This is a genomic window from Secundilactobacillus yichangensis (genome assembly GCF_016861565.1).
Classification (GTDB): Bacteria; Bacillota; Bacilli; order Lactobacillales; family Lactobacillaceae; genus Secundilactobacillus; species Secundilactobacillus yichangensis.
On record NZ_BOLK01000028.1, the window covers coordinates 1 to 13,566 of the forward strand.

The 13,566-nt window shown below is 45.5% G+C and carries 14 protein-coding genes and 1 tRNA gene; 10 read left to right on the forward strand and 5 right to left on the reverse strand.

What is annotated here, in order from left to right; translation table 11 throughout:
• A partial coding sequence (locus JUE95_RS12570) for an RNA-guided endonuclease InsQ/TnpB family protein (protein ID WP_235995503.1) occupies window positions 1–580 on the reverse strand: 580 nt, incomplete at its 3' end.
• Window positions 581–915: 335 nt separating this feature from the next.
• Here JUE95_RS12570 and JUE95_RS12575 point away from each other — a divergent pair.
• On the forward strand, window positions 916–1,560 hold the full coding sequence (locus tag JUE95_RS12575) for an LVIS_2131 family protein (RefSeq protein WP_203652231.1): 645 nt from the start codon (window positions 916–918) through the stop codon (window positions 1,558–1,560).
• A gap of 217 nt (window positions 1,561–1,777) precedes the next feature.
• Here the strand turns inward: JUE95_RS12575 and JUE95_RS12580 are convergent, their stop codons facing one another.
• Window positions 1,778–2,335, reverse strand: coding sequence for a M15 family metallopeptidase (locus tag JUE95_RS12580; protein WP_203652233.1), 558 nt, complete (start codon window positions 2,333–2,335; stop codon window positions 1,778–1,780).
• Window positions 2,336–2,569: 234 nt separating this feature from the next.
• On the opposite strand from JUE95_RS12580, the gene JUE95_RS12585 reads away from it, so the two are divergent.
• Together JUE95_RS12585 and JUE95_RS12590 are read left to right on the forward strand one after the other, a co-directional pair.
• Window positions 2,570–4,087: a YfcC family protein gene (locus JUE95_RS12585; RefSeq protein ID WP_203652235.1), complete on the forward strand. Its 1,518-nt coding sequence runs from the start codon at window positions 2,570–2,572 to the stop codon at window positions 4,085–4,087.
• Window positions 4,088–4,303: 216 nt separating this feature from the next.
• Complete coding sequence (locus JUE95_RS12590; protein ID WP_203652237.1) at window positions 4,304–5,641, forward strand: M20 family metallopeptidase; 1,338 nt, start codon at window positions 4,304–4,306, stop codon at window positions 5,639–5,641.
• Window positions 5,642–5,694: 53 nt separating this feature from the next.
• Here the strand turns inward: JUE95_RS12590 and JUE95_RS12595 are convergent, their stop codons facing one another.
• The 3 genes from JUE95_RS12595 to thrC form a co-directional block, all read right to left on the reverse strand.
• A complete protein-coding gene (locus JUE95_RS12595; protein WP_203652238.1) occupies window positions 5,695–6,336 on the reverse strand; it encodes an NAD(P)H-hydrate epimerase in 642 nt (213 codons plus the stop codon).
• 136 nt (window positions 6,337–6,472) lie between these two features.
• Window positions 6,473–6,967: a MarR family winged helix-turn-helix transcriptional regulator gene (locus tag JUE95_RS12600; RefSeq protein WP_203652240.1), complete on the reverse strand. Its 495-nt coding sequence runs from the start codon at window positions 6,965–6,967 to the stop codon at window positions 6,473–6,475.
• Window positions 6,968–7,040: 73 nt separating this feature from the next.
• Window positions 7,041–8,537, reverse strand: a complete 1,497-nt coding sequence (thrC, locus tag JUE95_RS12605; RefSeq protein ID WP_203652242.1) for a threonine synthase — start codon at window positions 8,535–8,537, stop codon at window positions 7,041–7,043.
• Window positions 8,538–8,781: 244 nt separating this feature from the next.
• On the opposite strand from thrC, the gene JUE95_RS12610 reads away from it, so the two are divergent.
• From JUE95_RS12610 to JUE95_RS12640, 7 genes are all read left to right on the forward strand, one after another.
• Window positions 8,782–9,108: a hypothetical protein gene (locus tag JUE95_RS12610; RefSeq protein ID WP_203652250.1), complete on the forward strand. Its 327-nt coding sequence runs from the start codon at window positions 8,782–8,784 to the stop codon at window positions 9,106–9,108.
• A 43-nt stretch (window positions 9,109–9,151) separates the two neighbouring features.
• Window positions 9,152–9,223, forward strand: a tRNA-Arg gene (locus tag JUE95_RS12615).
• 174 nt (window positions 9,224–9,397) lie between these two features.
• Window positions 9,398–9,715: a hypothetical protein gene (locus tag JUE95_RS12620; RefSeq protein ID WP_203652261.1), complete on the forward strand. Its 318-nt coding sequence runs from the start codon at window positions 9,398–9,400 to the stop codon at window positions 9,713–9,715.
• Between the two features lie 17 nt (window positions 9,716–9,732).
• Window positions 9,733–10,101 carry a hypothetical protein gene (locus JUE95_RS12625; protein ID WP_203652263.1) on the forward strand — a complete coding sequence of 123 codons (369 nt, stop codon included), beginning with the start codon at window positions 9,733–9,735 and terminating at the stop codon, window positions 10,099–10,101.
• Window positions 10,098–11,390, forward strand: coding sequence for a Y-family DNA polymerase (locus tag JUE95_RS12630; protein WP_203652264.1), 1,293 nt, complete (start codon window positions 10,098–10,100; stop codon window positions 11,388–11,390). The genes JUE95_RS12625 and JUE95_RS12630 overlap by 4 nt, the downstream gene beginning before the upstream one ends.
• 172 nt (window positions 11,391–11,562) lie before the next feature.
• The gene (locus JUE95_RS12635; protein ID WP_203652266.1) at window positions 11,563–12,558 is read left to right on the forward strand and encodes a hypothetical protein; all 996 of its coding nucleotides are present in this window, start codon (window positions 11,563–11,565) and stop codon (window positions 12,556–12,558) included.
• 263 nt (window positions 12,559–12,821) lie between these two features.
• Window positions 12,822–13,226 carry a recombinase family protein gene (locus tag JUE95_RS12640; RefSeq protein WP_235995505.1) on the forward strand — a complete coding sequence of 135 codons (405 nt, stop codon included), beginning with the start codon at window positions 12,822–12,824 and terminating at the stop codon, window positions 13,224–13,226.
• Window positions 13,227–13,566 lie beyond the last annotated feature (340 nt).

The window sequence follows — 13,566 nt, forward strand, 5'->3', positions numbered from 1 at the left end:
GTTCTAACTTTGGTAGTTCAGCTTGTTCCACTAAGCAAGTCAAGTAATACCGGCCAGCCTTGAATTTGATCCGGCCTTGTTTGATAACGAAGTGTTCTGAGTCTGTAGGGATGTAGCCCAGCTCTTTCAAACGTACCCAGCCAAGCTTGGGTAACTTAATCCGATGGCGTTCGCAGGCAATCACTTGTACTTTACTATTCTTCACAAAATAATAACTTCCCTGGCCACGTTTAAACGAACGCCAATGTGGGAAACCACTCAGCTTCTTAAAGAACCGTTTCATAGCCATATCGGCATCGATAAAAGCCTGTCTAACTGACTTGGCATATAAATCCTTGACCCACATATCATCAGGATTGCTCTCAAGGTACTCATGGTTAAACCACTTACTGAACTCATAAGCGCTCATATAGTGATAACCTTGTTCATAACGCTGCCGGTTGATATCCAAAAACAGGTTATAGGCCCAGCGACTACCGCTGATGTGGGAATCAATCTGCCAAGCTTGTTTTTCAGTCGGCTTAATTTCGACTTGATAGGTGAGTAACATCAGTTGTGCCGCCTTATTGAATTTAATCACCAAGGTGAGGTGTCCCCCATATTATACCGGATGACTTTATCCCAAAACGTCTTTTAATGAAATTCATATAAATCACTACTTATATGCTATCAGCTAATACGGAATAGGATAGAAGTACCACTTTACAAAGATTTATAGCCTTTTACAACAAAACAGGTACTGTTCGTGCCCCCTAGTAGATGTTGTATAATGCTATTATAGGCTAGTGGAACATTTCTACCTAAGGACTTGTTTTTAAGCCTCACTTTCGATAATCTAGAAGGAAGTTAAGCGCTTCTCCAGATGGAACAAAGCGACAAAAGCGTTAAATCATGGATAAGAATGGGAGATTGAACATGAAATCAGCATGGAATTTAGTTGGAATGGGGCTTTGGCTCCTATTATTAATCTACTTAATTTGGATGGTGCACGATATGCGGGTGCGCCGGCTGAAGCTTTTGGTAACGGAGAAACGTTCATGGTCGTGGGAAAATATGACTAAATCAAGTATTGAATTGGTGATTTTTCTGCTCGGCCTGTGGGGCATGGGCTACACCACGTTATTTCAGGATGTGAGTCAGCTGAATCCTAAACGGGTGACGGTTTCCTACCAATACAAGCCGCTGGTGCTAGATACCAGCGCGGCCGACCGTTCAGACTACGTTATTGTCAAAACGGGTAATGGCCGTAAGCCAGCGCAGTATTACACCTTTTACACTCAGGGTGAAAAGGATATTGTTCCCGGTGACAGTGCCACGGTTTCAGCAGGAAAGCACCCGATTAATCTTGTAGCCTCATCGTATAAGTGGAATAAGGCTAAGGTCAATCAGATGGAAAAGCAGCACCAAAAAGCTTGGGTCGGTGTGATTGAAACGACTTATAAGAAGAATTTCCTAAACGGGATTGGTCTTCATGCCGGTCGATTAGCCAACCGCTTCACGTTGATTCGGGTGCCAGATCACTCATTTGTTAAACAAACTACAGATGCAAACGAACAATAATATATGTAGACACTAAAAGCACCGTCCTTCACACAAAGGGCGGTGTTTTTTGAGTTAACTCAGTTCCAACCTTTATCAGATTGGGGGTAATCACCATGGTCAAGCCTGGTCGTATTTCTGCGGAGCCACGTACTTGATATTATCGTTTGGAGGTGGTAATCACCATAGAATAGTATAGTCAGTTTTGTGATGAATGTTTAACATATGGCTCATTTTTTTATGAGTGTGCGTAGTCGTTTGGATTGGCATCTAACGGACCGTATTCATCCATCCGGTTATCGCGGTAGTCCCACCACTCGTTTTCGTAGCCGACAAAGCCGGCGTCAGTCATAGCTTTAACTAGGGTTTGAAAGTTCTTTTCTTGCGTGGGTGTTCGTGGATAGTCACGGACCGCCTTCCCTGTAAAATCATCGAAGCCGGACTGCATTTCCACTTCTTTACCATCTAAATCAGTCAGGGTGAGATCAAACGTGACACCCTTTTGGTGGGAGTAATTCGGGTCTGGTTTAGCCACCCAGGTCGGGTCAGAGACGACCTCAAATAGTTTTTCCTGAGCTGCTGTTGGCCGATAAGCGTCCCAAACTTTAATGCGGAAGCCTTGCTGTTTGAGTGCTTTAGCAGCTTTACCAAGCTTCTTGGCCGTACCGATTCTAGCAATCGCCGTTGTAAAGTCATAGATGACGCGGCCGGTGAAATTATCCGTAGTCGCATACTTAAGGTCAACAATAATGTCTGGATCAGCGTCTTGAATGTTCATGTAGCCTTCTTCAATCATTAATATCCCTCCTGTAATGACGGTTTCAAGAGGATTATAGCATACATATAATGATACTTGATACTGACAAGTGCGACAAACCAAAATAATTTACTTGACTTAGACCAATAAGTAAAGATTAATGCTCACGATTAACAAAAAATTAGAAATTTTCAAACAATAGTCATAATTTGTTTACTTGTCTCCGATAAACTAAAAGTTGTAAACATATTAGTAATAAGGAGATGAGGACCAATGCAAACACCTAAAACAGAACCAAAAAAAAGACGGTTTAAAATGCCGTCAGCGTATACGATTTTATTCATGATTATCACTTTAGTTGCGATTCTCACCTGGATTATTCCAGCAGGGGCTTATAACACAGATAAAGCCGGCAATATTATTGCGCATACGTATAAATCGGTTACCGCGAACCCGCAAGGTATCTGGGATGTTTTTATGTCACCTGTGTACGGGATGATCGGTAACGACCACACTGAAGGCGCAATTTCCATCTCGCTATTCATTCTGGTAATTGGTGGTTTCCTTGGCGTAGTTAACAAGACCAAGGCTTTGGATGACGGTATTGGTGCTGTCGTCCGCAGATATAAAGGTAAAGAAAAACGCTTAATTCCGATTTTAATGATTTTGTTTGCTTTAGGCGGAACCACTTACGGGATGGCAGAAGAAACCATTGCGTTTTACCCGCTGCTGATTCCGGTAATGATTGGGGTTGGGTTTGATTCGTTAACGGCGGTGGCCATTATTCTGGTTGGGTCACAAATCGGTGTTCTGGCCTCAACTGTGAACCCGTTTGCCACCGGGGTAGCTAGTCAGACATTGGACCTTTCAATGGGTCAGGGTATTTTCCCTCGGTTAATGCTGTTAGTGATCACGCTGGTGGTAGGTATCTGGTACGTTTACCGGTATGCCTCAAAGGTTGAAAAGGATCCAAGCAAATCAGCCGTATACGAACAGCGGCAAGAAGACCTGGACCGTTTCTCCGTAAGTGATGCGGATGAAGCTGGTACGATGACGGGACGGCAAAAGGGTGTTCTGGCATTATTTGGACTGACCTTCCTGCTGATGATCATCGGGCTGATCCCGTGGAGTACCATTAACGATAAATGGACCTTCTTCGAAACAGCAACCAAATGGCTGGCTGGTATCCCGGTTCTTGGGAATATCTTAGGTAGCGACATGGTGCCGATGGGTGACTGGTACTTCTCAGAAATTACCATGCTGTTTCTATTAATGTCAGTGGTAGTGATGTTCGTTTACAAAATGAAGGAAGCAGATTTCATTAACGCCTTCATTGGCGGGATGGCAGAATTCCTTAGCGTAGCGATTATCGTGGCCGTGGCTCGGGGAATTCAAGTGGTTATGAATGACGGCTTAATCACCGACACAGTGCTGCATTGGGGTGAAATGGGACTTAAGGGTCTTTCAGAAAGTGTCTTCATTATCATCACGTACATTTTCTACATTCCAATGTCCTTCCTGATTCCGTCAACCTCAGGGTTAGCATCGGCAACCATGGGAATTATTGGTCCAATGGGTAAATTCGCCGGCGTTGATGGCAGCGTCGTTATCACGGCGTATCAAGCAGCGTCTGGCTGGGTAAACTTAATTACCCCAACCTCAGGTGTTGTGATGGGTGCCTTAGCCATTGCCCACATCAACATTAGTGTGTGGTGGAAGTGGATTGCGAAGCTGATGATTTATCTGTTTATTGTTAGTTGTGTATTCCTCGGAATATTGGCGATTTTGTAAGGTGCGGAAACAAGCAAGGTGCGGAAACAAGCGGTTAGAGAGCGGAGTGTAAGACGATTTCGGCAAAAATCCCGAACTTGGATTTATGCCGGAATTGACTTACATGCAGCTCTCTGCTTGTTGTAGCCCAGTTCGGCAATATAGCCTTAAAAGCAGGAATAACAATAAAAACTCAAGACGTAAAAAATCCACCAACCAAAAAGGAGGCCACCAACCATGCAAGACTACATCAAAATAACCCACCAAAAAGCCGCCGTAGACGCCCTCAAACGGCTGGTAGAACATCCATCCAGTAATACTGATCTGGCACCCGGTGCACCATTTGGGCAGCCCATCAGAGATGCATTAGATGAAATGATGCAAATATGCAGTGAGTTAGGGTTTAAAACCTATACGGATCCCGATGGCAATTACGGTTATGCGGAAGTCGGTGAAGGTGAAGCAATCTTTGGTATTCTTGGCCACATGGACGTGGTGCCAGCTGGCGACGCGGATGATTGGAGCCACGCACCATATTGTCTCACCGTTGAAAACGGCGTGATGTATGGTCGTGGCGTTCAAGATGACAAAGGGCCATCGATCGCGGCACTGTATGCCGTTAAAGCGCTGATGGATGCTGGCGTGACCTTTAAAGAGCGGATCCGGTTTATCTTCGGAACCGATGAAGAGACCCTGTGGCGCGGTATTGCCGTGTACCAGCAAAAGGAAGAGCCAATAACTCACGGTATCGCTCCCGATTCTGAATTCCCCGTAACCTATGCGGAAAAGGGGCTGCAGCAATCCTACTTCGTGGGACCAGGCAGTAGCGAGTTTAGTCTAACCATGCAAAATGCTTTTAATGCTGTGCCAGCGAAAGCTCAGTACAATGGGCCAAAATTAGCGGCAGTTAAAACAGCACTGGATGATTTTGGGTTTGATTACGAAACAAATGAAAATGGCGTTACAGTTACCGGTAAATCAGTTCACGCCATGTTAGCACCGCAAGGGACTAACGCGGTGTTGCGGCTGGCAATGGCGCTGGACAAAGTCTTTCCGGATGGCCCGCTGGGGTTAATTGGACGCTGTTTCAAAGAAGACGCGACTGGCACTAACTTAGTGGGCGACGTAGCTGACAAAGCCTCCGGTCATCTAACCGTTAATATTTCAAACATTGAAGTTAATTCAGAAGAAACACGGATGCAGGTAGACATGCGGATACCGGTAACCGTGGATCACGATGAATTGATCCAGAAAATGACGGAAAAGGTTGCGGAATACGGTTATCATTACGAAGACTTTGATTATCTGGCACCGCTGTACGTTCCCAAAGATAGCGAGTTAGTTGAGAAATTAATGACGGTATATCATGAAGTAACCGGCGATACCACTGAACCGCAAGTATCTGGTGGCGCGACCTACGCACGAACGATGAATCAATGTGTAGCGTTTGGTGCCATGTTGCCAGGAGTACCGGATTACATGCACCAAGTTGATGAGCAATGGGAACTGGAAAAGATGTTCACGGCGATGGACATCTATGCCGCGGCGATTAAAGGTATTGCGGGCAGTGATTAAAAATAAAGGCTTAGGAACGGTGATTGCCATTCCTAAGCCTTTTAACTGTTTAATCAAGCCTCATAATGATCATCCAAGTACACGCCGATGTCTTCAACGTAAAGTTTACCGGTATACTGCTTACCTTGATCGGTCACGAACCCCTTCTTGGCGTAGGCAAATGAGCTGGTGGCATCAGCCTTAACTGTGGCACCCTGCGGCTCACCGGTATCAGCATTCAGTCCCGATGGCACGTCGACACTATAGACCTTGGCAGGCGAAGCGTTGATGGCGTTGATCCAGTCGGCAAATTTACCTTCAACTGGCCGATCCAGACCGATTCCAAAAATAGCGTCCACGATCGTGGTGTAACCCTTCAAGTCGGTGTGTGCTGGAATGACGGGGATCTTGTAGTAGTGCAAGATCTTCAGCTGCTGAGCTGTTTCAGTAGAGGTATGATCTTCCGCACCGGTCAGCATGACGGTGACGTTAACGTCCCGAACATGTAGCATCCGAGCAATTGCTAGTCCGTCACCACCGTTATTGCCAGTTCCAGCGAAAACCAGAACGTTGGCTAAATCAAAGTCACCATTTAATAGTCGTCCGGTTGCACCTAACGCTGCCCGTTCCATCAGTACCAATGATGGGATGCCGATTTCTTGAATTGTGTGCGAGTCACCCTGACGTGCTTGCGCAATGCTTACTGTTCGTGCCACCCTAACCACTCCTTACTAAAGATTATTTAATTCTAGACTAATCGTTTAAGGGTAAAAATGCCAGTCAAAAAAAATCCGCTAACAGCAATCGATCACCGTTAGCGGATTTTTAATTTATAAAATATCAAGCGTGTCATTACTTTTCTAGTTCTGCATCGACACGGTCGTTGCCCAATGGCGTTTGATGCCGATCGGACAAAACGACTTTTGAAATATCAAAAAGTTCACGCCCAAGATTATTAATATCAATCTCTTTCAAATCAGGTTCGATGGACTCCCACCAATTGTTGACTTGAGATAAACCATAATCCAGCAGCTTTTCGCCATCTTTTGTCAGCGTTAGCTGTTTGACGCGTTTATCACTGGCGGATGATTCCTTATGAATTAAGCCAAGCGCGGTTAAGTGCTTGACCATTCGCGTCATCAAGCCTTCATCGACTGCTAACGTAGTGGATGCACGGCGCTGACTGATAGGTTGGCTTTCCAAGATAAGCACCATCAGGTACATTTCTGTAATGTTGACGGGCAGCTTATCCTTGATCAGCAGCTGGTTCATATCACGTTGAAGCTGACGATGCAGAATGGCGTTGTAGGTTGAGACGGTTAAATAATCCTTCTTAATATCTGCCACAAACTTTCACCTCGGTTACTTAACATTTGACTATTAAAGTATAACTGTCTTTATATAATTTGAATAGCTTTACTTAGCCGATATTAAGAATTTTTACAATTGCTTCCTGCATTTTATCTGGCTGAACCGTATTATTGTGCCGGACTTGTGCATGGAAGAGGGTTTCAATCGCTTTTGGTAAGGGGACATTAATGTGTTCTTGAACCTGTTTAACCGCGTCTAGGCCGTCGACGTCAACTTGATGACCTTCAATAGCACTGAGTACGGCGTTGGGGAACTTATACGGGCTGGCTGTGGAAACAATGACCATTGGATGGGTGTCGTTTGTTGACTGACGGTATTTGTCCGCAACTGCTTTAGCGACCGCCGTGTGGGGATCGATGGCAAATTGTGACTGGTTGAAAACGTTAGCGATTGCCTGCTGGTCGTCGTCACCGCTGGCAAAATCGGCCGAGAAGGTGGCCTGCAGCTGTTTCAGTACGTCAGGTTTGACCTGATAATGGCCGTCTTTTTCCAGTTCGTGCATGTAAGCAGCGGTCTGGGCGGCATCTTCACCGGTGGCGTGGAAGATCAGCCGTTCTAAGTTGCTGGAAACCAGAATATCCATGGATGGCGAAGTCGTCGTGAAGAACGGCCGGATGCGGTCGTAATAACCAGTTTTGAAGAAATCGGTTAAGACGTTATTCTGGTTAGAAGCGCAGATCAGCCGGTTCACAGGGAGCCCTAACTGTTTGGCGTAGTAGCCGGCCAGAATGTCGCCAAAGTTACCAGTTGGCACGCTAAAGTTAATGGTGTCACCGTTCTTAATAGCACCTTGTTTGATCAGTTGGCCATAAGCGTAGAAGTAGTAGGCAACTTGCGGTATTAGACGACCAATGTTAATGGAGTTGGCTGATGAAAACTGGAAACCATGAGCATCAAGCTGGGCTTGGAAATCCTTGTCATTGAAAATTTCTTTGACGTTGGTTTGAGCTTGGTCAAAGTTGCCATTGATGGCGACCACGTAAGTGTTTTCACCAACTTGAGTGATCATTTGCTGCTTTTGAATGGCACTGACCCCTTGGCTTGGATAGAAGACGATGATCTTCGTACCCGGTACGTCAGCGAAGCCTGCCATAGCAGCTTTACCAGTATCACCAGAAGTTGCCGTTAGAATCACGATTTCCTTCTTAAAATGATTTTTCTTGGCAGCCGTTGTCATGAGGTGCGGCAGAATGGATAGTGCTAAATCCTTAAAGGCGATAGTGGCGCCATGGAATAGTTCCAGATAATAGTCTTCACCATGATGAGAGACGGGCGCAATCAGCGAGTCGTCAAATTTATCGTCATAAGCCGCGTTCACACAATTGCGGATCTCCGAGTCCGTGAAGTCGGTCAAGAAGGCTTTCAGAACTTTAAAGGCAACTTCTTGGTAGGTCAAGCTTGGCAGCTGCTGCAGGTTCAAGTCGAGCTTCGGTGCCTCCGTTGGCACGTAAAGGCCGCCGTCTGGGCTTAAGCCTTGTAGGATTGCAGCGGATGCAGTGAGCGCGTTGGTTGCGTCGCCACGAGTACTGCGGTATAAAAGTGTCATGATTATCCTCCTTATTTGCATACAGAATGAGGTTTCTTTACCACTAGTTTACCTGATTCAATGAGAAATTGCAGAGGAGATTTTAATTTGTTATTCATTTTGAAAATAACCAGTGCTTTCCTTTAGTAGCCATGATTGTTAAGATGTTTTAAAAGCAATTCATTCTTCAGGAAAATTTAACAGGAGTTTTGTAATGTAACATGCTAAAATGTGTTGAAGACTATGACAGAAAGAGGAATCACTCATGGAAATTGATGTCCCAGAAACCATGGCAGAAGTTGAAAAGGAAGTTTCCCGTCGCCAAGCTAACGGTGAAACGATTACTGAAGCCGATGTTATTAAAAAGACAGTGCTAGCGTCATTCCAAGCCTACTTGGAGTTTGCCGAGGAAGGCCACTATGATTCAGCCAAATGGCAGGGCGATAACATTGAAGTTATTGATATTATGAAACAGCCGATTGACACGGTTAAGCCGCAGACGGAATCGTTCGTTAATGACTTTAAAACGAGCAACGACGCCTGCTTCTTATACCTCCAAGAGGCAGCAACAAAGATTGCTGGCATGCGTTAATGCTTGAAATCATCTCTCAACACCGCTATCATAGTTGTGTTGGGCGCCCTTAGTGTAATGGATAGCACATGAGATTTCGGTCCTCATGATCCGAGTTCGACTCTCGGGGGGCGCATTCTATGAAATAATATCCGTTATAAACGTTGATATATCTAATATATCAGCGTTTTATTTTTTGCCTTGATGACCTTTTCGAAACATCTAAAGCCTTGAATCAGCCCTTAAAATCTGTTAGGATTTACTTGACTAAACACGAACGTATGTTCTACACAGGATTTGAGATGAGAAAATGTTAGCAGAAACTAAGGCGTTAAAAGCCCAGTACGAGCACTACTTCTTACGTGAATACCGTTTTCGTTACTGGTTATTAGTTGTCGATAACCATTTTTTTAATCGCTATTATTTCTTTCTTGAAAAGCAGAAGCAGGGCACCCAGCTCTTGCATTCGCATGAATTACTGGCACTGGAACACGATCCGGAGAAGTACCAGCAAGTTTTGAAGGAATTAAAACAGTTCTCCCAGTTGCGGATTCAGTATCGCAACACGCACCAGTTGGTACACCCAACCAAGGACATCAAAAACGACCGGGTTCACGGACACAGTTAAGCGAAAGGGTGACAAATATGATTAGAGAAGTACCTCAGGAAAACTGGCTATATCATGACCGTGGCATGATGAAATGGATGGGCTTCTTCATGTCGGACCACACCGTTTACATGGATCAGCAAAAGGATAAAGAGTCGGCTGAGCGACCGTTACCGCAGATGGACAAGCTTGTGATTGACCGTTTGCTGCAGCAGAGCTGGCAAAACACGACCCCGTTAAGATTGCAGGTAGATCGGGGTAATGATTATCAGACCATAGACGGCATTGTGATCGGCTACGAACAGGACTTGGTGTATGTACAAGGCGACAGTGGCCTGATGACGATTCGGTTTTCGCATATTCGCCACGTTACTTTAGAGAAAGCAGAGAAGTGGTGGTCAGCATGAACGATCCACTATCCGATCCCAGCCGGCTGCCGGTACACGACATCATGTGCATCGACTGCAAATCGTTCTACGCGTCAACGGAGGCTATCAAGCGGGCGGAGTACCCGACTTCGGCAAAAATTGCGGTGCTCTCCAGAGAAGAGTCCAGTGGCGGGCTCATTCTAGCAGCGAGTCCATACAGTAAGCAGAACTACGGTGTGAAATTAGGAACGCGGCGGTTTGAACTACGCGATGATATGGACCTGAAGCTGGTGGAGCCGCACATGAAGGATTACATCAAGCTCAACTACCGGATCAACCAGATTTACCGGCAGTTTACCGACGACGCGCACTGGTTTCCGTATTCGATTGATGAGTCCTTTATCGACGTCAGCGGCAGTCACCAGCTATTTGGCAATAATCAGCAAATTGCTCGGCAGATTCAAAAACGGGTGTTTGATCAGACCGGTATTATCACCACGGTGGGTATCGGTCAAAATCCGTTACTGGCAAAACTGGCTCTAGATAACGCGGCTAAGGAGCAGGCACCCTGGATCGCTGAATGGACGTATGATCAGGTACCGCAGACCATTTGGCAGATCCCCAAAATAACGGCTATGTGGGGCATCGGCCACCGAACAGCTAAAAGCCTGGCTTTGATGGGGATATACTCAGTGGCTGATCTGGCTCACGCTGATCTGAAACGGCTCAAACAGCGCTTTGGCGTGCTTGGTGAACAGCTATATTACGACGCGTGGGGCATTGATTATTCAACCTTGACTAAACGTTATGTCCCGCGGGCTGCCAGTAAGGGTTACGGCAACTCACAAATTCTGATGCGGGACTACCTTACATCCACGGACTTACAAGTTGTCTTAGAAGAAGTGACCGACCAAGTTGCCACCCGACTGAGAGACAATCACGTGGTTACCGAGCTGATCAGCTTGCACATCGGTTTTGCGGACGTGGACAAGAGCAACCGTACCCACTTCTCGGCGCAGATGCACGTGGAAGCGACCAACGATACGAAACAGCTGACTTCGGCGATTTGGTACTTACTCAGTACCAAGTGGGATGGCAGCCCTGTACGGCAAGTGGGGGTCAGATGCGCCAAGATCTCGACGCAGCGGATGACTCAGTTTTCGCTATTTGAAGATCCAGAAGTTACGCTGCACCGCCAGCAATTGGCGACCACCATCGACCGTATCCGCAAACGATTTGGCTACAAGGCACTGGTACGGGCATCTTCTTTGACACCTGGCGGAACCGCGATTGAACGTTCTGGCTTGGTGGGCGGCCACCATGCTTGAGTGATACAGCTTTAATCGGCTGTTTAGTGGATAGATAACAAAAAGCAATCTGACCATCATGGTTAGGTTGCTTTTTTGAGAAATCGAATGCATGACAGCGATCAGTCTAAAAAAATTTTTTTGCTCCCAACTCCCCGAAAATCTCAACCTTCACTCTTCAAGATTCAACTAAATGAACGATGTCATCCAGTTTGCATATAACTATGGTAAATCATGGTTCAGCCCGTTCACTCAAACTACCCACACCATCCAAGCTATAAACCACCGCCAAATCGCCCATAGCACCCGCCTAATCGATGAGCGAGATTCGCCAAATACCCCCGATTCGTTTGGCTTTTCTTTTTGGTCTATTCCAGTTATGATGTCTCCAGTTTCAAAAATAATTCCCCAAAAGGAGAACAACAACGTGACATATTTTAATGATCTGGAACCAACTTGCCGTGAGCGTGTCGAAGAACAAGGCTATCTTGTCCCTGAAAAACTGAACCTTGATTCGGTGATTCCCTCCAGTGAGGACACCAATTTCGTGCCAGAATGGGAGCACGTGATCGCTTTGATTAATCGCGCTAGTACTCAAAGCCGCTACAACACGATCATCTTGTATGATGACCTGCGGCTGATCAAAATCAGACCAACGGCAAACAAACTGATCAAGCAGCTGAATGACCACTTCCCTTTGGACTACCACAACGATATGCGCTGCACTATTGCGAAGGCTTTAAACATCAACAGGTATGTGCCGTATATCTGCCGTGATTTTTGGCTGGTTCCTGTGACCAAGCGGGACGCGACTAACCGCTCTTGGTTTCGTTGGCAATATAAAAGCGATATCTGGGACTTCGGGGAGATCCACAGCCGAGTGATTGTTGACAAGCATCTAACACTGCAGTGGCCACTTAGTAGACGGGCAGTTGAGAGTCACCACAAACGTTGCAAACAAATCGCCAGCTACCTCAAGCAGCAAGCGGCGCTCATCTGTCCCACCTTCGATATGGCAGACTTGGGTCAGTACCATACACCGGAAGCAGTTGAAGAACTCATGAAAAAGATTGAGAAGTACAAGCGAGGGCTTATTCTAGGGGAGGCCGGTTTCCAAAAGTTCATCGATGAAGTCGATGACGACCTGAATCATAATCGCTACTGGCAGCTACCCGATACGGAGTTCTGATCGTCACCGCACCCATAACTTGTATCAATAAGTGAGTAGGAGAGGCAACCACAACACCCCGGTTACGTATAAGCCGGGAGAAGGCGAAAAGTCTCCAAAAATTTTAAAAATTTAGAAAAAAATGACACACAAATTTTTAGGTGTATATTTATTAAGACTTGGTTAAGGGCGGATGATGAGCATAACTTTTAGGGTACACCCCAAAAAGTATAAAATTTGGACTGAGGCGATTGTCTCAGTCCATTTTTTATAGGAGGAAATTCATGATTTATGGTTATGCACGTGTCAGCAGTAAAGATCAAAACCTTGCTCGGCAGATCCAAACATTATCTGGGTTAGGCGTTGATCGGATATTCAAAGAAAATACTTCGGGTGCCAATTTATCCCAACCAGTCTTAAAAGAGCTCTTAGCCATCCTGAAACCAGAAGACGTGACCAATGTCATCATCGAAGTCAGGAGTAAAGGTGCGACCATCGACTTTCTGGATATGCCTTCTTACAAAGAAGTTGATGATGAAAACACCCCGCAACTTACTGAGTTCGATCACCATGGAACTGCAAAAATACCTAGCGGTGGAGGAACGCAAAAAGATCCTCGAACGCCAGCGTCAAGGCATCGCACTAGCCAAACAACGGGGCGTCTATCAAGGGCGCCCTATTCTTTATGAGCCAAATGTCCCCAATCTAAATAGAAGGAAACAGTATTTTGAAATCAGACGGTTGTTAAAAATTGGCACGCCGTTACGAAAAATTCAGCAGCTCACTGGCAGAAGTATGACGCTGATTCAAGGAATCAAAAATGAAATGGAAGGCTAGTCTAAAATAGGAAAATTATAAATATTGTTTATGTCGTTAACCAATTTAACTATTTAGTCTGATTTATGGATAGATTAATTATTGAATTATTCACGTGCTTTAATATTTATTCATTCTATGTAAAATAGCGTTTACTTGACCGGGTTGTACTTTAGCCTATCCGGTGATATATTTCATTTGAGTTTAGCGAAC

Excerpts from the sequence above, each read along its gene's own strand:
- thrC (WP_203652242.1), bottom strand. The coding sequence starts at position 8,537 with ATGACACTTTTATACCGCAGTACTCGTGGCGACGCAACCAACGCGCTC.
- JUE95_RS12590 (WP_203652237.1), top strand. The coding sequence starts at position 4,304 with ATGCAAGACTACATCAAAATAACCCACCAAAAAGCCGCCGTAGACGCC.
- JUE95_RS12620 (WP_203652261.1), top strand. The coding sequence starts at position 9,398 with ATGTTAGCAGAAACTAAGGCGTTAAAAGCCCAGTACGAGCACTACTTC.
- JUE95_RS12635 (WP_203652266.1), top strand. The coding sequence starts at position 11,563 with ATGAACGATGTCATCCAGTTTGCATATAACTATGGTAAATCATGGTTC.
- JUE95_RS12640 (WP_235995505.1), top strand. The coding sequence starts at position 12,822 with ATGATTTATGGTTATGCACGTGTCAGCAGTAAAGATCAAAACCTTGCT.
- JUE95_RS12585 (WP_203652235.1), top strand. The coding sequence starts at position 2,570 with ATGCAAACACCTAAAACAGAACCAAAAAAAAGACGGTTTAAAATGCCG.
- JUE95_RS12580 (WP_203652233.1), bottom strand. The coding sequence starts at position 2,335 with ATGATTGAAGAAGGCTACATGAACATTCAAGACGCTGATCCAGACATT.
- JUE95_RS12625 (WP_203652263.1), top strand. The coding sequence starts at position 9,733 with ATGATTAGAGAAGTACCTCAGGAAAACTGGCTATATCATGACCGTGGC.
- JUE95_RS12630 (WP_203652264.1), top strand. The coding sequence starts at position 10,098 with ATGAACGATCCACTATCCGATCCCAGCCGGCTGCCGGTACACGACATC.
- JUE95_RS12575 (WP_203652231.1), top strand. The coding sequence starts at position 916 with ATGAAATCAGCATGGAATTTAGTTGGAATGGGGCTTTGGCTCCTATTA.
- JUE95_RS12610 (WP_203652250.1), top strand. The coding sequence starts at position 8,782 with ATGGAAATTGATGTCCCAGAAACCATGGCAGAAGTTGAAAAGGAAGTT.